Here is an 18820-nt window from a genome sequence, read left to right on the forward strand (position 1 = left end):
GAGCTCGCCGAGAAGAGGAGCGAGGCGCCCAGAGCAGGCGAGAAGGCGCCGCGGGAGGGGAAAGACGCGCGGTGCGAAGCGCGAGGGGCGAGACGCGCGGTGTGCGAAGCGCGAGGGGCGAGACGCGCGGTGTGCGAAGCGCGAGGGGCGAGACGCGCGGTGTGCGAAGCGCGAGGGGCGAGACGCGCGGTGTGAGAAGCGCTCGAAACGGCCGAGAATGCGCCTTGTGCGTGTGTCGCTAAGACGCGCGCTCGTAGCCGGGCAGGTCGGCGACGGTCTCGACACGGGTATCGACCGCGGCCCACAGGTCGTCGAGCGAGAGGTGAAGCACGCTCGCGATCGCCGCGATCGTCGAGAACGAGGGAGTGGCAATGCGGCCGGTCTCGATCTTGCGCAGGGTCTCGGGCGAGATGCCCGCGGCAGTGGCGATGCCCACCATCGTGCGCTCGCCCCGGGCCGCGCGCAGAATAGAGCCGACCTCCCGGCCGCGCGCGAGCTCTTCGGGACCCAACGGAATTCGAACCATACCCACGATTCTAATCACGGGATAGTATTACCGGTATTGTTATTCGAAACGTGAGGATGCCTAGTGATTGAACTGTTCGACAAGACCGAGCTCGTGCGCGCCGAGGCCAGCGGCCACTTCGTCGGCGAGGTGCTCAGCACCCTGCGCGATCGCGCGACCGTCGGCATGAACCTGCTCGAGATTGACCGTCTCGCCGCGCAGATGATCGCGAAGGCCGGCGCCACCTCCTGCTACGTCGACTACGCGCCCTCCTTCGGCAGCGGGCCCTTCGGCCACTCCATCTGCACCTCGGTCAACGACGCCGTGCTGCACGGCAAACCGCACGACTACCGCCTCGCCGACGGCGACCTCGTCACGCTCGACTTCGCCGCCTCGCTCGGGGGCATCGTCACCGACGCAGCCGTGTCGTTCATCGTGGGCGGCACCAAGCGGCCCGAGGACGAGAAGCTGATCGCCGCGACATCCGACGCCCTGCAGGCCGCCATCGACATCGCAGGCCCGGGCACGCGCATGGGCGACATCTCGCACACCATCGGCGGCGTGCTCGAAGCCGCCGGCTACCGCGTCAACACCGAATTCGGCGGCCACGGCGTGGGCAGCACCATGCACCAGGACCCGTCTGTGCCCAACAACGGCCGGCCCGGGCGAGGCTTCACACTCCGCCCCGGCATGCTGCTCGCCATCGAACCCTGGGTCATGGCCGACACCGACCGTCTCATCACCGACACGGATGGCTGGACCCTGAAGAGCGCCACCGGCTGCCGCACGGCGCACACCGAGCACACCATCGCGATCACCGACGACGGCGCGCAGGTCCTCACGGTGCCGGCGTAAAACCGTCGGCAGCGGCCTCGGACGGCTACCTCGTGCGCTTCCAGTCCCCCATCGGGCCGCGCTGATCGGAAGCTACCGGGTTGCGGCGGCCCGGCCCACAGCCGGCCGACCAAAGCTCAGAGAGACGCCGTCGACTCCCGCTCGATGAGCTCGGGGGCCGCATCGGCGACCGTCACGTCCGAGACGGCTCCCCCCGACATCCGGGCGAAGACGGCCTCGGCCGCACGGCGACCCAGCTCGTAGAGCGGCAGGCGCACGGTGGTGAGCGGCGGCCACGTATTCTCGGCGGTCCAGGCGTCGTGCAGGGCGACGACCGAGACGTCGTCGGGCACCGAGATTCCCAGTGAGCGCGCCTCGGCGAGCGCCCCGATGGCCGCGTTGACGTTGGCGACGAGGATGGCGGTGGGCGCGCCATCCGCCGTCATGAGTGTGCGGAAGGCCTCGCGGCCGGCGCGCGGCTCATAGCCCAGCCGCGTGATGAGCGCCTCGTCGATGTCGACCGATGCCGCGGCCATCGCCTGGCGAAAACCGTCGGCACGCCGTTGCCCGCTGAACGATTCGGGCACACCCGTGATGAGGCCGATGCGACGATGCCCGAGCGCCAGCAGGTGTTCGACGCCGAGGCGCGCGGCCCGTTCGTCGTCGAGCACGACCGACCCCGGATGCCCCGCCTCGACCGAGTTGATGAGCACGACGGGCGCGCGGCCCGCCATGAGCCGGTCGACGTCGGCCGAGGTGACATCCTCGGCGAGTTGCACGAGCATGCCATCCACGCGCCCCTCGCCGATCAGGCGCTCGATCATGGCGCCGCCCGGCTGCATGTCTTCGGCGCGGCCGAGCAACACCATGTAGTCGCGCGCGATGGCCGCGTCCTCGACCCCGCGCATGAGCTCGGTGAAGATGGCGTTCGTCAGGTCGGGCACGACCAGCGCGATCACCTGCGAGCGGGACGTCTTGAGCGCACGCCCGGCGAAATTGGGCCGGTAGTCGAGGGTTTTCGCCGCCGCGTGGATGCGTTCACGGGTGTCGTCGCTCACGCGCGTGGCCGGGGCGTTCGAGAGCACGCGCGAGACCGCCGACACCGAGACTCCGGCGAGCGCCGCCACGTCACTCAGTGTTGCCATGTGGTCAGTTTGGCTCAGCGCGAGCGGTTACGCCAGGCGCGCCACGCGCCCGTGCACCACAACGCCCACAGCACCAGCACGGGCTGGAAGATGAGGCGCAGACCGCGGGCCGCGTCGCTGTTCAGGCCGAACGCGTCGGTGCGGGTGACCAGCTGCGAGATGTTGCCGGGGAAGATGACGACGAAGAACGCCGCGACGATCCATCCCACGTGCACGCGTTTGCCCGGCAGGGCGAGCAGCGCACCGCCCAGGGTGATCTCGACGATGCCGGATGCCACCACGACCGTGTCCTTGTCGATGGGCAGCCATTCGGGCACCTGGGCGCGGAATTCCTCGCGCACGAACGTGAGGTGGCCGATGCCGGCGAACAGCAGGAAGGACCCCAGCACGATGCGGCCGAGCAGGCGCGGAACGGTGCGCGGAGGATTGGCGGTCGCGGCCTTCACCGTGGCGCCCAACGAACGGGTCGATTCGCGCGCGGCGACGGCCGCTTTCTTCGAGGTACGTGACATTCCTTCAGTCTCACACCGCGAAGCGTCTGGCGCGCGAGAAACTGGTGGAGTGGAACATATGCGCAACATCCTGATCACCGCCCCCGAACTCGCCGCCGCCCTCGACGCGGGGCACCTCGACGGCGCGCCCGTGCGCGTTCTCGACGTGCGCTGGCGGCTCGACCGGCCCGACGGGCGTCCCGCGTTCGCGGCGGGGCACATTCCGGGTGCCGTCTATGTCGACCTCGAGAACCAGTTGGCCGCACATGTGCCCGCGGGCCGGGCACCCGTCGCCGGTCGGCATCCGCTGCCGTCTCTCGAGGCGCTGCAGGCATCGGCGCGCGCCTGGGGTGTGGATGACGGGGACGCGATCGTCGTCTATGACGACCTGAAGAACATGTCGTCGGCGCGGGCGTGGTGGTTGCTGCGCTGGGCGGGGGTCGCCGATGTGCGGCTGCTCGACGGGGCGCTGGAGGCGTGGACGGCGGCGGGGCTTCCGCTCGAGACCGGCCCCGGGACCGACGTGGGCCACGACGCGGATGCTGGGCACCCGGCCGCATCGCACCGGCAGGCTTCGCGGCACGGCTCCGTGACGCTCTCCCCGGGGCATCTGCCCACGATCGACATCGAGGAGGCTTCCCGCTGGCCGTCATCGGGCGCGCTGCTCGACGCGCGCGCCGCCGAGCGGTATCGCGGCGATGTCGAACCCATCGACCCCCGCGCCGGGCACATCCCCGGGGCCGTCAGCACGCCCACGGCAGCCAACGTCGATGCCGAAGGCCGCTTCCTGTCGCCCGACGCGCTGCGCGAACGCTTTGCCGCCGCCGGCATCGCCGAAGACACACCCGTGGCCACCTACTGCGGTTCGGGCGTCACCGCGGCGCACAATGCGGTCGCGCTCACGCTCGCGGGCTTCGACCCCGCGCTCTACCCCGGCTCGTGGAGCGAGTGGTCCACTCATCCGGACCGCCCCGCCGCCACGGGCGACGCCCCCCGCTGACTCTTCCGAAGCGGTTGTGATCGGACACGCCGCTGCGCGCAACATCCCACGAACTATCTCGGCGGCCCCGCACGAAGCGTTTATGGGGACATGAATGGCGGCTTTACGGGAGTGATCGAGACGCCAGTGAAATGATCCTCATCGCTGCCGGTTGCGAGAGCTGTGAGGGCAGAATTCCTGGGCCCGGGAAGCTTCGTGAGCGGGCTACCGTAGCGGTGTACGACAGGCACGGGGCACTGTCGCACGCTATGCATGATGGGGGCGAATGACGACATGGTCAGCGGGGGCACTAGCGACATTCTGGGCGGCGATACTGGCGAGCATCATCGGAGTCGGTTCGATCACCGCAACCGCTCTGAGCGGCTCTTCGTCCCGAAAGAGCATCGATCGCCTCGCAACCCGCGAACAGACGTGGACACGCTGGTCGTGGACGATCGAGAAGGCCCTCAGTGAAAACGCCGCCGAACGCGAAATGGGCCTGGCGATGATGGATGCCTTGGTGGACATGCCCTGGCTGTCCGACGACGATAGACGGATAGCTCTCGCCATTGCGAACGCCGTCATCGCCCGCAACGAACACGAAGGAGAAGTCGATGAGTAAAGACACAGAAGTGGCTCTGCAGCACGCTCGATCGATTCAGGCCAAGGTGTTGAGAAGCCTCGGCGGGTCGACGAACACGCGTTCAGGCCGTTTCTTGAACGCGCCCGGCGAGCCGCGCCATGCGAGATCGGCGCGCATGCACAGCGAGCGCTACGAGTTGGCTTCCGCACGCTAGGGCCTGCCGCTCCTCACGAGGTCGCTGAGAGCGCGCGCTTGTTGCTGAGGTAGAGGTGCGTGAGCACGAGCACGGTGTCGCCCGACTGGTTCACGACGCTCACCTTCTCGTGCACATAGCCGAGGGTGTCGGGGCGTTTGGTGTGGTCGGTCTTCTCGGTGATCTCGGCCGTCACCGTGATGGTGTCGCCGATGAAGACGGGGCGGATGAATCGCACCCGGTCATAGCCATAGCTCATCGCCTGCGGGTTGATGTCCCCGGCGGTCATGCCGACGGCGACCGACATGATCAGCGTTCCGTGGGCGATGCGCTGCCCGAACGGCTGCGTGGCCGTCCACTCGGCGTCCATGTGGTGGGGGAAGAAGTCTCCCGTCTGGCCGGCGTGCAGCACGATGTCGGTCTCGGTGATCGTGCGCCCCACCGAGGTGCGCGTCTCGCCGATCTCGTAGTCCTCGAAGTAGCGGTCGACGGTATTCATCGGGATGCCTCCAGGGGCAGGTCGGGATGTTCGGGCAGGCCGGGCTGATCGGGCCGGCTTGGCGAGGCCGCGGCGACGTCGAGCAGTTCGGCCGCGGCCTCGTTGAGGCGACGGGCGAGGGTGGCTTCCGGCATCCGACCGGCGACCGCCTCGGTGACCCACGGCGAGACCCGGTCTTGGAACTCGATATAGCCCGGTGTGCGCGGACGCACGTAGGCGGCTTCGAGCGTGCGGCGCGTGCCGCGGAAGAAGTCGAGGGTTTCGCGGTTGAGGCGGTCGTCATCCCAGGCGGCGGCGTTGCCCGGTTGCCCGCCGCCGTCGAAGTAGACCGAGCGTTGGGTGTGGGCCGAGGCCACCCAGAACGCGTAGCGACGGGCCTCATCGGGATGCGAGGTGTGCGCCGAGACGGCAAGGCCCGCGCCGCCGAGGAGCGACCCGGCCACTGAACGATGTGCAGCAGGGTGCCCCGACCCGGCCGCGCCCTCCAAGCCCTGTCCCCCGCCGTCGCCGATGGCGCTCGAGGAACCCGGCGCGACCGTCGGGATGTCGCCGTACTGCAAGCGGTGCGGCCGGAAGGTGACGCGCGAGTAGTTCGAGTAGCCGAACAGCAGCGGCGAATACGCCGACGGGTCGTCGGACGCCAGCATCTCGGCAACCTCGATCGGGTTCTGCCCGAGGTTCACGGCGGGCACGAGTTCGGCGAGCCGCCGCATATCGGCGAGCGCCGCGAGCGTGTCCTCCTCCGCCAAGAAATGACCGGGCCGGGATGTCGGCGCCTCCCCGTGCCCGGTCGACGCCCGGTTGCCGGCAATCGTGATGAGGCTCGAATACGCGTCGATGGGTTTCAGCGGCCAGACGACACGGCCATCGGCGGCCAGCTCGAGCACCTCATCCCAGGTCGTCGGCGGTGTGGCGAGCAGGTCGGGGCGGTGGGCCGAGACCTGGGCGGCGGCATCCGAGGCCAGGCCGTATTGGTGCCCGTCATGCGCATAGCTCTCGTGCGAGCGACCCACGCTCTGGCTGGCGAGCGCGGCCAGCTCGTCGTCGAACCCCGCCCCGTCGAGGCGGGCGAAGGCACCGGCCGCGGCGGCGAGCGGGATGTGCGGATGGTCGATCACCAGCAGGTCGTAGCGTTCGGCGAGATCTTCGATGGGCGCGTCGGCGAAGGCCTGCAGCGAGCGATACTCCCAGCGCACGACGATGTCGGGGTGCAGCAGCCCGAAAGCCGTCGAGCAGGCGACCTGGCAGTCGTAGCCGCGCGGATGTTCCCACGTGATGCCGCGCAGGATGACGGTCATCGCGCGGCCCCGGCCGGCTGCGGGGCGATGGCGCCCGGGGCTCCCTCGGAGGCGGCGGTGGCGGCAGCGGCAGCAGAAGCGGCCGGTGAAGCCTGGTTCGCCGAGTCGCTGGCCGCGCCCGCCCCGAACTCGGCGCGCACGGCGTCGTTGTGCTGTCCGAGCTTGGGGGCCGGCGTCTCGCTCGTCAGGATTCGCCCGTCGATGCGGATGGGGCTGCGCGTCGTGGTGAGCGTGAGGTCCGCGCCCGAGGCGGTGTGCGCGGCATCCCGCACCACGTTCTGCGTCATGCGCACAGCCGCGAACCCGTCGTGCTCGACGAGCTCGTCGAGGGTCAGCACGGGCGCGCACCAGACATCCGCCCGGTCGAGGATGTCTAGCCAATGCTCGGTCGTGTGCGTCGCGAAATGGGCCGCCAGCAGGGCTTCGATCTCCTTCTGCTGCGACCACCAGGCGTCGGGGTCGGTCAGGGCCACGAGCTCGTCGATGCCGAGGAGTTCTCCGATCACGGGGATCGGGTTCATGGCCAGCGCGAGGTAGCCGTCGGCCGTGGGGTAGGTGCCGTAGGGCGCCGAGAGGAACGCGTGGGCCGAATGCGCACCACCCCGCGTCACGCTGACGGTCGGGTCGTTGAGCCGCGTCGAGAGCAGCTCGAACTGCAGGTCGAGCATGGCCTCGAGCAGGCTGGTCTGGGCGTGTCCGCCGCGGCCCGTGCGTTCACGGCGGAACAGCAGCGCCGTCACACCCTGCGCGATGTGGCAGCTCGTGAGGTGGTCGGCGATCGAGAGGCCCACGGGCACGGGGCCGTCGTCGGCCGATCCGGAGAGCCAGGGCAGGCCCGACACCGATTGGGCGAGCAGGTCTTGGCCGGGGCGGTCCTTCCAGGGGCCGTCGTCGCCGTATCCGCTGGCCGAGCCATAGACGATGCGCGGGTTGATGGCCGCGACCGAGTCGTAGTCGAGGCCGATGCGTTCCATCACGCCGGGGCGGAAGTTCTGGATGATGACATCGGCCTGAGTGACCAGTTCTTTCACGCGCGCGAGGTCGTCGGGGTTCTTCAGGTCGGCCGTGATGCCCTCTTTGTTGCGGTTCATGGCGTGGAACGAGATCGTGTCGCCGTCGGCCGTGCGACCGGCGAAGGCGAGGGTTCGTCCGATGTCGCCCCCCTTCGGCCGCTCGATCTTGATGACGCGCGCGCCCAGGTCGGCGAGGCGCATGGCGGCGACCGGCCCGGCCAAGAACTGGCTGAAGTCGAGCACGAGCACGCCCTCGAGCGGTTTGACGAAATCGTCGGACATGTTCTCTCTTTTCTCGCGACGCTGCGAGCGGTGGATGGCGGTGATCAAACGTTTGTTCACACAGTAGCGCGCGCTCCGGCCCGGCGCAATCGGTCGCCGCACGGGTCGCGCGATGCCGGCCGCTCCGCCGCCAGAAGCGATGGACTTCTAAGCTGGAGTCGGGCGGGAGCCGCTCACACTCCGGTCGCGCTCGAGACCGATCCTCGCGCGCATCCCTTCGCCCCGCACGCACCGCCGCCACCACCGCCACCGCCACCGAGGAAGACATGACCAGCATCGTCTCGCTCATCCATACCGATCGCCTGTCCGACGTGGCCGAATACGCCTACGCGTCGACGATTCCCGCGGATGCCCGGCTGATCTTCCTCGCGGGCTCGTGCCCGCTCGACGCCGCGGGTGCCACGGTCGCGCCCGGCGACTACGCGGCACAGGCGGGCCGGGCCTTCGAGAACCTCGTCGTCGCGCTCGAAGCGGCCGGCGCGACCCCGGCGGATGTCGTCAGCACGCGCGTGCTCGTCGCCTCGTCCCAGCAGGCCGACCTCGTGACCGCGTGGCAGGTCGTGCGCGACGCCTTCGCGCCACACCAGCCGCCGAGCACACTCATGGGCGTCACCGTTCTGGGCTACGACGACCAACTGGTCGAGATCGAGGCGACGGCGGCGGTGGCGCGCTAGACCTCGCATCCCTGCAGTCGCGTCGCGCGTGAGGCACTCGGCATTGGGCATGCGGCGTCGCCGTCACGGCGTGTCGCATCGGGCCGCGCGAGCGCGCAAGACCCCTCGTCGTGTTTGATGTAGCCATGAACGCCCACCCGTCCCCCGCCGCGGCCCGCCGCCTGCACCTGCGCTCGCGCTGGCAGAACGCGGCGCGCTGGCCGCTCGTCGCGCTCGGCCTCGCGTTCGTCATCGGCTATTCGGTGTACGTGCTCGCCGAGGATCTCCCGCCCGAAACGCACGGCGCGATCTTCGCAATCCTCGCGCTCGCCTGGATCTGCTTCCTCGTCGACTACGTCGTGCGCCTCGCCCTCACACCGCTCGGCCACAAATGGATGTTCGTCCGCCACAACGTCGTCGACCTGCTGTCGGTCCTGCTGCCCGTGTTCCGTGCGTTGCGCGTGCTCGACCTGTTGCGCGACATCCCCTATCTGCAGCGCCGCAGCGGGGCCGCCGTGCGCACGCGGATCATCATCGTCGCCGCGGCCTACGCCGTGTTCTACGTGTACTTCCTGTCGTTGTCGACGCTGCAGGCCGAACGAAACGCGCCGGGAGCCCGCATCCAGGACTTCGGCGACGCGGTCTGGTGGGCCTGCGAAACCCTGTCGACCGTCGGCTACGGCGACATGTACCCGGTGACGACGGCCGGCCGGTTCAGCGCCGTGCTGCTCATGATCGGCGGCATCATCATCGTCGGCGTCGTGTCGGGCACCGTCGTGTCCTACCTGTCCGACCGCATCCGCCACGTGCCCGAGACATCCAACGAGGATGACTGAGCGTCGCTCCTTTCGAGGAGCGGGCCGCTGTTCCGGCACGGAGATGCCGGCTCGGCTCGGCAGAATCCGGTCAGGGCAGCTCGGGCGGCGTGCGCACCATGCGGTAGATCACGCTGCGGTTGACCTGGATCATCTGCTGCGGGTAGAAGCCGAGGCGCTGCAGCTCGGCGATGTCCTCCAGTGAGCGGCCCTCGCGTTCGACGGCCCAGACGGTGTTGTGCTCGAGCAACGCCGGGGCGGCCTCGGGCAGGGGGCGCACGACATCCCACAGCTGATCGCGCGCGGTGAACGGCGTCACGAGGGCCACATCGGTCAACCCCGCGAAACGGTCGGGGTAGAGGTCGATCGACAGGCGCGGCTTCTGCGACGGTTTGATGTCCTCGGCGAAAACGACCGCGTCACCCGGGGATGCATTGCGCTCGATCGCGTCGGCCACCTGCCGCAGATCGCTGCCGCCGTCCTTGCCATACGGCCCGCGCTGGGCCAGGTAGACAGGGGCCGCGAGCGAGGCGACGGTCAGGATGGCGAGGGCGGGAAGCATCCAGCCGGTTGCGCCGCCCTCACGTCGCCGCCGACGCACGAGGGCTGCGAGCGCCGTGACACCGAACCCCATGAGCAGCGCCACGGCGGGGGTGCAGAAGGCCACGTAACGCAGGTTGTACATGGGCGTAATCAGGGCATTGCCGAGGAACAGCAGCGCGGTCGGCGCGATCACCCACACCCCGAGCACGAGCGCCGCCCGCCGACCCGACCGGATGGCCGCCACGAGACCGACGACGATGAGGGCCCACGCCGCGACAGCGAAGAAGGCCGATCCGAACCACTGGCCGACGAGGGCGGACTCGAGTGTGGCGTAGTTGCGGCGGGCGAGGAAGCCGATCTGTCCGCGCTGCGCCAGGCCGAAGAACACGACGGGGGCGGCGAGCACCGCGGCGAGAACCAGCGCACGAGCCCACGCCCGCCACATCCGCGCGCCCGGTTTGAAGGCCACGAACACCGCGACATGCACGAGGGCGAGGAGCGCCAGGTAGAGGAACAGGTAGAGGCAGGCGGCGACGGCCACCCCGAAGAGTGCCCAGGTGCGCGGGCTGAGGTCGCGGCGGCGCACGAGGGCGACGAGCCAGTTGGTCAGCCAGACGGCGGCGGCCATGCCGAAGGCGTAGGAGCGCGCCTCCTGACCCATCATGGTGACCTGCGGGATGACGGCGAAGAGCAGCCCGGCCACGATCGCCGCCCGGCCGCCGAGCAGTTGTCGGCCGAGCATGACGGTTCCCGCCGCCGCGACACCCACGGCCACGGCACTCGGCAGGCGCACGGCGAATTCGCCCGTGCCCACGAGACCGGTCCAGAAGTGCAGGAACAGGTAGTAGCTGCCGTGCACGGCATCGATGTTGCCGAGCAGGGCGAAGAGGTTGGGGATGCTGCGCTCGGCGGACATGACGCTCGCGGCCTCGTCGCCCCAATACGACGCGTTGCCCGATCCGGCGGCCGAGACGAGGGCGGCGAGGAGCCCGATCGCCCAGGGGATCAGGGTGTGCCGGGTGCGCGCGGTGCGGAACCGGGCGGGTAGGCGAGGGCCGCGGAGGCCGGGGCGCGCTGAATCGCGAGCGGCGAGAGTCACACCCGCCGCGTCAGCAGAGCGAGCCGGGCTGGCGGCGCCGACCGTCGGAGTGGGTTCGGTGAGAGGCGACGTGCTCACGACAAACTCCTCCCGACGTTTCCACTGTGCCGCAGCCGGATGAATCGGCCCGACGTCCGAGGCAACCGCTCGGCGGATTGCCGGTGAACGTTCGGGGAACAGGCCGGGAGCCCTACCGCTTCAAGCTCATCGGGATGTGCGGGATGCCGTCCTCGTCGTACGGTTCTCCGTCGAGCGCGAAGCCGAATCGGCCGTACCAGTCCTCGAGGTGCGATTGCGCGCCCAGCAGCACGGTGTCGGCGTCGGCCGTGAGCTCGAGGCCGCGGCGCATCAGCACGGCCGCGAGACCCTGGCCCCGAGCATCCGCCGCCGTCGCCACGCGCCCGATGCGTTGCACGGGCGCACCCAGCCCGAGCACGCGAATGGTCGCCATCACATGGCCGTGCTCGTCTTCGGCCCAGACGAACAACGTGTCGGATGCCGCATCCAGCCCGTCGAGGTCGGGGTAGGCGCTCTGCTGCTCGACGATGAACACGTCGACCCGCAGTTTCAGGATGGCGTAGAGGGTGGGGGAATCGATGTCGGCGAGCGCCGCTTCCTTCACGATGACGGTCATCCCTCGATCGTAGGTGCCCGGTGCGCGCCTAAACTTCGAGGGTGACCGAGCATGACGACGAGAGGGCCCTCGACGAAACCGCCATCGGCGAGCTGCGGGCGACGATCGCGGCCGCAGCTCAGCGTCTGAGCGCCGCCGACGCCCGCACCGAGGCGCTCGCGCAGTATGTGCCCGAGCACCGCACCCTGCTGATCAAGCGCAACGCGGTGATGACGCCCATCGGGCGCGTGTGGCGGCTGGGCGTCTTCCTGCTGGGCGAGGACGGCACGCTCTATCGCACGGGGTCGCTGACGCGCGCCGTCGAACCGGGCCGGCCTGCCTACCAGTCGCTGTCGGCCGAGACGCGGCGCGAATACCGGGCGGCCGCCTCGCGCGGCAAGTTCACCGAGGGCGAGAGCGTGAACTACGACGCCGAGGTGGTCGAGCTCACGCCCGAGGCGCTGCGCGACGCCGATGGGCCGCTGTTCCTGCACGACGGGGCGGCGCTCGTGCGCTGGAATCCGCGCGCCACCGCCGACACCGCCACCCCGTTTTCGGCCTACCTCGCCGACCGCGTCGAGTTGGCGGTCAATCCGCCGGCCGGCGCCAACTGAGCCGTCCCGGGCAGGCCTCGGACGCGTCTCGAGCGGGCGCGGGCTCGGGCACGTCGCGGCCACACCTCGCCCAAGCCTCCAGCAGGCCTCCGCTCTCTCCACAACCCTCAGCGTGATCGAGGCCGCGCGTCTTACCCTGGATGGATGCTTCTGCCGCGCGTCCTCCGTCCCCTCCACGCCCAGCACCGCGCCCGGGTGCTGCCCGGCTGGCTGCTGAGCCTCGACCGCACCATCGGATCGCGCATCAACACGCACGCCACCCCCGCCGCGGTCGACACGGCCCTCTCCCGCCTCTCGCGCGCGGCCGACCACAGCAAGCTCTGGTTCGCCATCGGTGGCGTCCTGTTCCTCGTCGGCGGGCGTTCCCGCAGCGGCGCCGTGCGCGGCCTCGCAGGTCTCGCGGCGGCGAGCGCCGTGAGCAACCTCGTCGGCAAGAGCCTCTTCGGCGGCGACCGTCCCCTCCTCTCCGATGTGCCGGTCGGTCGACGCCTGCGCCGCACCCCGACATCCCCGTCGTTCCCCTCGGGCCACTCGGCCAGTGCAGCCGCCTTCGCCGCGGGGGTCGCCCTCGAGTCCCCCGCCGCCGGGGCCGTCGTCGCGCCCCTGACGGCCGCCGTCGCCTATTCGCGCATCCACACGGGCGCCCACTGGGTCTCGGATGTCGTGGGCGGCCTCGCCATCGGCGTCGGGGTCGCCCTGGTCGGCCGCGCCCTCGTGCCGACGCGTCATCAGCTGCGCCGCCGCGACCCGGGCCCGCGCGTCTCGCTGCCCGTGCTCGATGAGGGCGCCGGCCTCTTCGTCGTGGTCAACCCGTCCTCCGGCTCCGGCCGCGCGTCGGCGGCCCTCGGGCCCGACCCCGAGCAGCAGATTCGGCAGGCGCTCCCCCACGCCGACATCCACGTGCTCGCGTCGGGCGACGATCTGGCGGGCCTCTTCCGCGACGCGGCCGAGCGGCACGGTGTGCTCGCCCTCGGCATGTCGGGCGGCGATGGCTCCGTCGCGGTGGCGGCCCACGCCGCGCGCACGGCCGACCTCCCGCTCGTCGTCTTCCCGGGCGGAACCCTCAACCATTTCGCGGGCGCCGCGGGCATCGACAGCTTCGCCGACACCATCGAGGCCGTGCAGCGCGGCGAGGGTACGACGGTCGATGTCGCCGAGGCGCGCATCGATGGCGACGACCCGATCACCGTGCTCAACACGGCCTCGATCGGCGTCTACCCGGAGCTGGTCGAGGAGCGAGAGAAGCTCGAGGACAAGATCGGCAAATGGCCCGCGGCACTCGTGGCCGGGCACAAGGTTCTGCGGCGCAGCGAGCCGGTCGAGTTCCGGCGCCAGGACGGGCCCGTCCGGTCGTGGATGCTGTTCGTGGGCGTCAATCGCTACCACCCGCGCAACATCATCCCGCTGTCGCGGCGGTCGCTCTCCGACAACCTGCTCGACATCCGGTCGATTCGGGCGGATGTCTCGGCCTCCCGCCTGCGCGTCTTCGCCAACCTCGCACTCGGCAGCTACCTCTCGTCGTGGCTGCGCTCGGTGCCCGGCGTGGGAACGCTGCTCGCCGTGCACACCGAGACGCGCACGACCATGGATTTCCGGGTGGACGCGTCGGTGGCGTTCGCGCACGACGGCGAGGTGCGCGAGGCCGCGCCCGCAGGTTTCCCGGTGTCGATCGTCACGGTGCCGGGCGAGCTGTGCATCTACCGCAGCGACCGCAAACGCCGCCGCACCGTCAAGTGAGGGTGCAGCGGCGTCGGCGGTGAGGCCGCGCGGCCCGGTCGCCGAAGCGACTGCACGGGTCGCGTCAGCCGACCGGGAGGTTAAACGGCCGACCAGCCGCCATCCGAGGGCAGGATCACGCCGTTCAGATTCACGGCGTCGTCGCTCAGCAGGAACGTGATCGACGCGGCCAGGGCGTCGGGCTCCACGGCATCCGGCATCGCGGCCATGGCCAGGCGCACGCGTTCGGCGCCGAGCTCCGACCCGAAGCGCGCCTCGATGTTCGTGATGGTGGGCCCGGGGGCCACAGCGTTCACGCGGATGCCGGTGCCCGTGTACATGAAGGCGCTCGACTTCGTGAGTCCCGCCACCGCGTGCTTCGAGGCAGTGTAGGCGGCACCGGCGGCGGACCCGCGCAGAGCGGCCTCGGACGCGACGTTGACGATCGAACCCGTGCCGCGCGGCAGCATGACGGGCACGACGGCGCGCATGAGCTTCATGGTGCCGGTCACGTTGATCGCGAAGACCCGGTTCCAGATCTCGTCCGAGATCTCGTGCACGGGCGTCATATCGTCCATGATTCCGGCGACGTTGGCGAGCGCGTCGATGCGGTCACCCGCGGCCTCGACGATCGCGGCGACGGAGGCGTCGTCGGTGATGTCGCCGGCCACCGACACGATGTCCGCGTCGGGCAGGCTCGCGGCGAAGTCATCCAGGCGCTCGGTCGAGATGTCGACGGCGACGACGCGGCCGCCTTCGCGTGCAACCCGCGAGGCCACGGCGCGGCCGATGCCCGAGCCGGCGCCCGTGACGACGACGGTCTTGCCCGTGAAGCGCCCCTCGGTCACCTTCTCGACCCACTCGACGCGGGGTGCGCGGGCACGCGCGGGCTGCGCGGGCACGGGTGCGGCGGATGCGGCCCCCTCGGTGCTCGGCAGGTCGCCGGCCGCGGCGCGGGCCACGAGCACGTCGACTATCTCCTGCGGAAAAGCGCCCTGGCTCATGGCCACGAGGCGCCCGAGCGTGAGGTTGCGCACGGGGCGCAGCGAGTCGGGCGTCTGGCCGCCCTGCGCGAGCAGCTCGGCGAAGAGGGCGCCGCCGATCGGGTCGTCGAGCCAGTCGGCGATGGTGGTCTCGGCGGTGAGGTGGGGGGCGTTCTGGGTCACGATCATTCCTTCGTCTCGGTGGAGCGAGCCATACCGGACAACACTGTCCGGTTGTTATGCTACACCGATGCCCTCCACACCGAAAGCGAATCGCGGCCCCAGCGCGGGCCCCGAAAATCGCCGAGCGCTCATCGCCGCGGCGCGCGAGGTGTTCGCCGAATCGGGCTTCGCGGCGCCCCTCTCGGCCATCGCGCGCCGGGCGGGCGTCGGGCAGGGCAGCCTCTACCGACACTTCCCCGACCGCCTGTCCCTCGCGGTGGCCGTCTTCGACGACAACATCGCCGAACTCGAGGTGCTCGTGGCCGACGACGATGCCACCGTCAGCACCCTCTTCGACGCCCTGACCGAGCAGGCCCTCGCGTCGACAGCACTCGTCGAGGTCATGACGACGCATCGCCACGACCCGCTCGCCGAGCCCCTGCGCACGCGCGCCACGGCCATCGTCGAGGCACTCCTCGTGCGCGACCAGGCGGCGGGCCGCATCGGCGATCACGTCGAGACAGAGGATGTCCTCCTGGCCATCGCCATGCTCGCCATCCTCCTCTCGCGCACCGACGAGCGCGATCGCCCCGAGGTCGCCACCCGCGGCCGTCGCCTGTTCCGCGCCGCATTCGCCCTCCCCGGCTGAGCGCGCTCCGCACGCGGACACGACGAAGCCCCCTGCCGGAGAACCGGAGGGGGCTTCGCGTCAGCGCCGAGGCGAGCGGACGAGCTCGCTAGCTCGCTAGCTCGCTAGCTCACGACCGTCAGCGTGTTGGTCACCGAGATGACCGTCACGACCGAGGCGATGATGAAACCACCGAGGTAGGGGTTGTTCGTCGCGCGGTAGATCTTGCGTGAGATCACGGCCGCGGCGGCCAGAATCACGATCACCGGGAACAGCCAGATGCCGAAGATGCCGGCGAATCCGGGGATCAGGTCGCCCGTCACGAAGAACGTCCAGTACTGCGCGATGACGAGCACGAGCACGGGAAGCGCGTTGAACAGCGCCAGGATCGCCGTGTTCACCCACTCCTTCTTGCGGATGGTGAAGCGGTTGAAGCTGTTGATGGCCACCGAGTTCGCCACGTAGTAGACGAGGAACAGGGGCAGGTAGAGCACCGCGATCCACACCTTGTCGGGCGTGAACGCCTTCACCGCGAGCACCCAGATGCGGAAGTCCGTCTTGAAGAAGTAGTCCACGAGGAACACGATGCCGAAGGCGGCGACGACCACGACGAGGCCGAGGCCGATCGACTGCAGGATGGCCTTCCAGCCGGGCAGGATGCCGACCTCGCGCAGATTCTGCCCGTTCTTGCGGCCGAACAGCAGGTAGGAGACGACCATGACGACGATGCTGAACACACCGTTGATGGCGGCCCACAGACCGATGAAGAACGGCGCGCCCTGCACGATGAAGGTCGGTGCCGAGTTGTAGATGATGGGCGCGAGTGCCGTCGACTGGCTGAGGGCGATGTAGCTCCAGCCGGAGAACAGCGCCGAGACCACGAGAGCGCCCCAGAACCAGTAGAGGCCCTTGCGGGTGGACGGGTTGAGCTGGAACGGTTCGGTGCGGCGCAGGCCGGCGAAGGCCCGCGTGCCGAGCAGGGCCTTGGTGAAGGCCACGAGGAACATGCCGAAGCCGATCAGGCCGATGGCGTTGAAGAACGCCTTGATCTGCCAGGTCTGCGAGTCAGCGGCCAGCGGGCTGGGGGCACCGAGGGTCTTCTCGAAGAAGTCGATCGTGTACTCGGTGGTCTGCTTCGAGAACGGGCCCCACGGGTGGGTCTGCGCGGGCGTGTAAAGCACGCGCACGGCGTCCTCGCCGTCGACGGACTGCTCGTAGTACTCGCCGGCCGTGCGCTTGTCGGTGCTGTCGCCCTCACCGAAGTGCAGGAACGACTGCGCGTTGGGGGTTCCGACGAATTCGCGCGGGGTGGTGAGGGCGGCGCCGTCGGCGTCGTAGCTGCGGAAGAAGAACTCGTCGTACTGGTCGGCGACGAGCCCGACATCCCGGGCACCATAGTTGTTCACGTAGGTGGTGGGGTCTTCGAGGTCGGTGTAGAACGCCTCGTTATCGACGAGCAGCACGGCCGAGATGAGGGGCGTCTCGGCCTGGTTGTCGGCGATGACCGAGTAGTTGGCGGCGCGGGCGCCGTTGGAGTGGCCCTCGATACCGATCTTGGCGGGGTCGATGTAGGGCAGCTGGGCCGCGAGCTTCACCGCGTCGTACATGCCCGTGCCGTTCTCGGATTCGCCGCCGAGGGGCAGCGGGTCGGAGTTGCCGTGACCGTACATGTCGATCGAGATGACGACGTAGCCGCGCTTGGCGAGCTCGACGTAGTTGGCGTCCTGCATCTCGCGCGAGTTCCACCAGCCGTGGCTCACGACGATGACGGGTGCCTTGTTCTCGGCGGTCGCGGTGTCGGGTTTGAACAGCAGGGCGCTGAGTTCGCGGCCCGAGCTGGTCTCCCAGCGCATGTCCTTGACGGCCACGGTGGCGCCGTTGGTCTGCACGAAGAACGCGCCGACGGCCGAGACCAGGCAGAGCAGCAGCGAGAGCGCGAGCCAGAAGCTGTTGCGGCGAATGAATGGGAGCGGCGAGGCCGGGCCGGAGTCCGTGGTGCGGGCTTCGGTGTGACGACGCGAGGGGGTGGCCGATCGGCCGGTGGATGAGGTGTCCATGAACTGCTGTGCATCTCCTTTGATTACGAGCGCGCCCATGTTTCTGGCGCCTTGTCGATGCTAGCCGCCGGAAAACCGCGGAATGGCCGCGAGAACTGCACGGTTGTGCGTTTCTCACGGCCCGCATCGTCGGAAACTCCACTTGAGCAAACTTCAGATGCACGGATGCTTCAACGCGCCGCTGTGCACCCCCTCACGCACCTCAGAGCCTGATGTTCGCGGCGGTAAGCGCTTCCGCAACGCTTCTCATCCCGTCGGCATCGAGCGAGCGCACGGGACGCGGCAGGTGCATGCGCGGCACCAGCCCCAACTGCTCGGTCAGGGCGGCGACCACGCGGTAGGTGCCGTAGCGCGCGAAGAGCTGCCAGATCGGCTGCAGGCGGGCGGAGGTCGCCGCCGCGTCGTCGGCGGCCCCGCGCTGGGCGGCGCGCACGAGCGCGAGGCACTCGATCGGAAGGGTGCCGCCGAGCACGCTGAACCAGAGGTCGCATCCGGCCGACAGGCCCGCGGCGGCCGCATCGTCTCCACTCACGCCGATGGCCACGGTGGCGGGCACGAGCGCGCGCAGACGGGTCACGCGTGCCGCCAGGGCCTCCACGCCGACGGCCGGCAGCGGCAGCTTGATAGCGGCGACGGGCCGCAGCTGCGCGACCCGGCTGTGCAACTCGTCGCTGAACGTGACGCGGGTGGCCACGGGGTTGTCATAGATCGCGAGCGGCACGGACAGGTTGGCGCAGACCTCCTCGTAGAGCGCAAACACCTCGTCGTCCGACAGTGCCTCATAGGTCATGGGCGCGAGGATGACGGCCGATGCGCCGGCCTCCTGCGCGTCTTCGACGTGGTGCAGGATGTCGCGCATCCGCAGCGCGCCCACCCCCGCGATCACGGGCACCTCGCCGGCGTGCCGCACCGCTACCGCCACGGCTCGCGCGCGTTCGGCGCGGTCGAGGTAAGCGTAGCTGCCCGTCGAGCCGAGCGCGCCGATCGAGTCGACACCCGCCCGGGCGAGGCGGGCAATCAGGCGACCATACGCCGGTTCGTCGACTGCCGCTTCGGCGAGCGGGGTGGGGGCAAAAGCACTGAGTCCGATGAACATTGCAGCTCCTTCGATCGAT

The 18820-nt window shown here is 69.8% G+C and carries 19 protein-coding genes; 8 read left to right on the forward strand and 11 right to left on the reverse strand.

The window, feature by feature from the left end:
* Nucleotides 1–238: 238 nt before the first annotated feature.
* Nucleotides 239–526, reverse strand: coding sequence for a helix-turn-helix domain-containing protein (locus ACUWEX_RS14240; RefSeq protein ID WP_079728813.1), 288 nt, complete (start codon nucleotides 524–526; stop codon nucleotides 239–241).
* Between the two features lie 63 nt (nucleotides 527–589).
* On the opposite strand from ACUWEX_RS14240, the gene map reads away from it, so the two are divergent.
* Nucleotides 590–1360 carry a type I methionyl aminopeptidase gene (map, locus tag ACUWEX_RS14245; protein WP_445996672.1) on the forward strand — a complete coding sequence of 257 codons (771 nt, stop codon included), beginning with the start codon at nucleotides 590–592 and terminating at the stop codon, nucleotides 1358–1360.
* A 116-nt stretch (nucleotides 1361–1476) separates the two neighbouring features.
* Here the strand turns inward: map and ACUWEX_RS14250 are convergent, their stop codons facing one another.
* Complete coding sequence (locus ACUWEX_RS14250; RefSeq protein WP_445996673.1) at nucleotides 1477–2484, reverse strand: LacI family DNA-binding transcriptional regulator; 1008 nt, start codon at nucleotides 2482–2484, stop codon at nucleotides 1477–1479.
* Nucleotides 2485–2498: 14 nt separating this feature from the next.
* Entirely contained in the window at nucleotides 2499–2996 is a 498-nt protein-coding gene (locus ACUWEX_RS14255) for a DoxX family protein (RefSeq protein ID WP_234991272.1), read from the reverse strand.
* Nucleotides 2997–3054: 58 nt separating this feature from the next.
* On the opposite strand from ACUWEX_RS14255, the gene ACUWEX_RS14260 reads away from it, so the two are divergent.
* Both ACUWEX_RS14260 and ACUWEX_RS14265 read left to right on the forward strand, forming a co-directional pair.
* Nucleotides 3055–3975, forward strand: coding sequence for a sulfurtransferase (locus ACUWEX_RS14260; protein WP_079728816.1), 921 nt, complete (start codon nucleotides 3055–3057; stop codon nucleotides 3973–3975).
* 265 nt (nucleotides 3976–4240) lie between these two features.
* A complete protein-coding gene (locus tag ACUWEX_RS14265) occupies nucleotides 4241–4576 on the forward strand; it encodes a hypothetical protein (protein WP_445996674.1) in 336 nt (111 codons plus the stop codon).
* Nucleotides 4577–4764: 188 nt separating this feature from the next.
* Here the strand turns inward: ACUWEX_RS14265 and ACUWEX_RS14270 are convergent, their stop codons facing one another.
* Genes ACUWEX_RS14270 through ACUWEX_RS14280 form a run of 3 tightly spaced genes read right to left on the reverse strand, consistent with a single transcriptional unit; the run spans nucleotide 4765 to nucleotide 7822 of the window.
* The gene (locus ACUWEX_RS14270) at nucleotides 4765–5229 is read right to left on the reverse strand and encodes a MaoC family dehydratase (RefSeq protein ID WP_445996675.1); all 465 of its coding nucleotides are present in this window, start codon (nucleotides 5227–5229) and stop codon (nucleotides 4765–4767) included.
* Entirely contained in the window at nucleotides 5226–6527 is a 1302-nt protein-coding gene (locus tag ACUWEX_RS14275; protein WP_445996676.1) for an extracellular solute-binding protein, read from the reverse strand. Before ACUWEX_RS14275 ends, ACUWEX_RS14270 begins: the two co-directional genes overlap by 4 nt.
* Entirely contained in the window at nucleotides 6524–7822 is a 1299-nt protein-coding gene (locus ACUWEX_RS14280) for a CaiB/BaiF CoA transferase family protein (RefSeq protein WP_445996677.1), read from the reverse strand. Before ACUWEX_RS14280 ends, ACUWEX_RS14275 begins: the two co-directional genes overlap by 4 nt.
* Before the next feature lie 266 nt (nucleotides 7823–8088).
* Between ACUWEX_RS14280 and ACUWEX_RS14285 the strand changes: the two genes are divergently transcribed.
* Entirely contained in the window at nucleotides 8089–8496 is a 408-nt protein-coding gene (locus ACUWEX_RS14285) for a RidA family protein (protein WP_079728822.1), read from the forward strand.
* Between the two features lie 125 nt (nucleotides 8497–8621).
* Complete coding sequence (locus ACUWEX_RS14290) at nucleotides 8622–9311, forward strand: ion channel (RefSeq protein ID WP_079728823.1); 690 nt, start codon at nucleotides 8622–8624, stop codon at nucleotides 9309–9311.
* 70 nt (nucleotides 9312–9381) lie between these two features.
* On the opposite strand, the gene ACUWEX_RS14295 is transcribed toward ACUWEX_RS14290, so the two are convergent.
* Both ACUWEX_RS14295 and ACUWEX_RS14300 read right to left on the reverse strand, forming a co-directional pair.
* Nucleotides 9382–11010: a glycosyltransferase family 39 protein gene (locus tag ACUWEX_RS14295; RefSeq protein WP_445996678.1), complete on the reverse strand. Its 1629-nt coding sequence runs from the start codon at nucleotides 11008–11010 to the stop codon at nucleotides 9382–9384.
* 112 nt (nucleotides 11011–11122) lie between these two features.
* Nucleotides 11123–11566, reverse strand: a complete 444-nt coding sequence (locus ACUWEX_RS14300; RefSeq protein WP_445996679.1) for a GNAT family N-acetyltransferase — start codon at nucleotides 11564–11566, stop codon at nucleotides 11123–11125.
* A gap of 41 nt (nucleotides 11567–11607) precedes the next feature.
* Here ACUWEX_RS14300 and ACUWEX_RS14305 point away from each other — a divergent pair, with 41 nt between their 5' ends.
* Both ACUWEX_RS14305 and ACUWEX_RS14310 read left to right on the forward strand, forming a co-directional pair.
* Complete coding sequence (locus ACUWEX_RS14305; RefSeq protein WP_079728826.1) at nucleotides 11608–12159, forward strand: hypothetical protein; 552 nt, start codon at nucleotides 11608–11610, stop codon at nucleotides 12157–12159.
* Between the two features lie 144 nt (nucleotides 12160–12303).
* On the forward strand, nucleotides 12304–13896 hold the full coding sequence (locus ACUWEX_RS14310; RefSeq protein WP_445996680.1) for a phosphatase PAP2 family protein: 1593 nt from the start codon (nucleotides 12304–12306) through the stop codon (nucleotides 13894–13896).
* An 80-nt stretch (nucleotides 13897–13976) separates the two neighbouring features.
* Here the strand turns inward: ACUWEX_RS14310 and ACUWEX_RS14315 are convergent, their stop codons facing one another.
* On the reverse strand, nucleotides 13977–15047 hold the full coding sequence (locus ACUWEX_RS14315) for an SDR family NAD(P)-dependent oxidoreductase (RefSeq protein ID WP_445996681.1): 1071 nt from the start codon (nucleotides 15045–15047) through the stop codon (nucleotides 13977–13979).
* Between the two features lie 61 nt (nucleotides 15048–15108).
* Between ACUWEX_RS14315 and ACUWEX_RS14320 the strand changes: the two genes are divergently transcribed.
* Nucleotides 15109–15669, forward strand: a complete 561-nt coding sequence (locus tag ACUWEX_RS14320; protein WP_079728828.1) for a TetR/AcrR family transcriptional regulator — start codon at nucleotides 15109–15111, stop codon at nucleotides 15667–15669.
* Nucleotides 15670–15773: 104 nt separating this feature from the next.
* Here the strand turns inward: ACUWEX_RS14320 and ACUWEX_RS14325 are convergent, their stop codons facing one another.
* Both ACUWEX_RS14325 and ACUWEX_RS14330 read right to left on the reverse strand, forming a co-directional pair.
* Complete coding sequence (locus ACUWEX_RS14325; protein ID WP_445996682.1) at nucleotides 15774–17705, reverse strand: alpha/beta hydrolase family protein; 1932 nt, start codon at nucleotides 17703–17705, stop codon at nucleotides 15774–15776.
* Between the two features lie 202 nt (nucleotides 17706–17907).
* The gene (locus ACUWEX_RS14330) at nucleotides 17908–18801 is read right to left on the reverse strand and encodes a dihydrodipicolinate synthase family protein (protein ID WP_445996683.1); all 894 of its coding nucleotides are present in this window, start codon (nucleotides 18799–18801) and stop codon (nucleotides 17908–17910) included.
* Nucleotides 18802–18820: the final 19 nt, after the last annotated feature.

The organism is Okibacterium fritillariae, assembly GCF_052783725.1.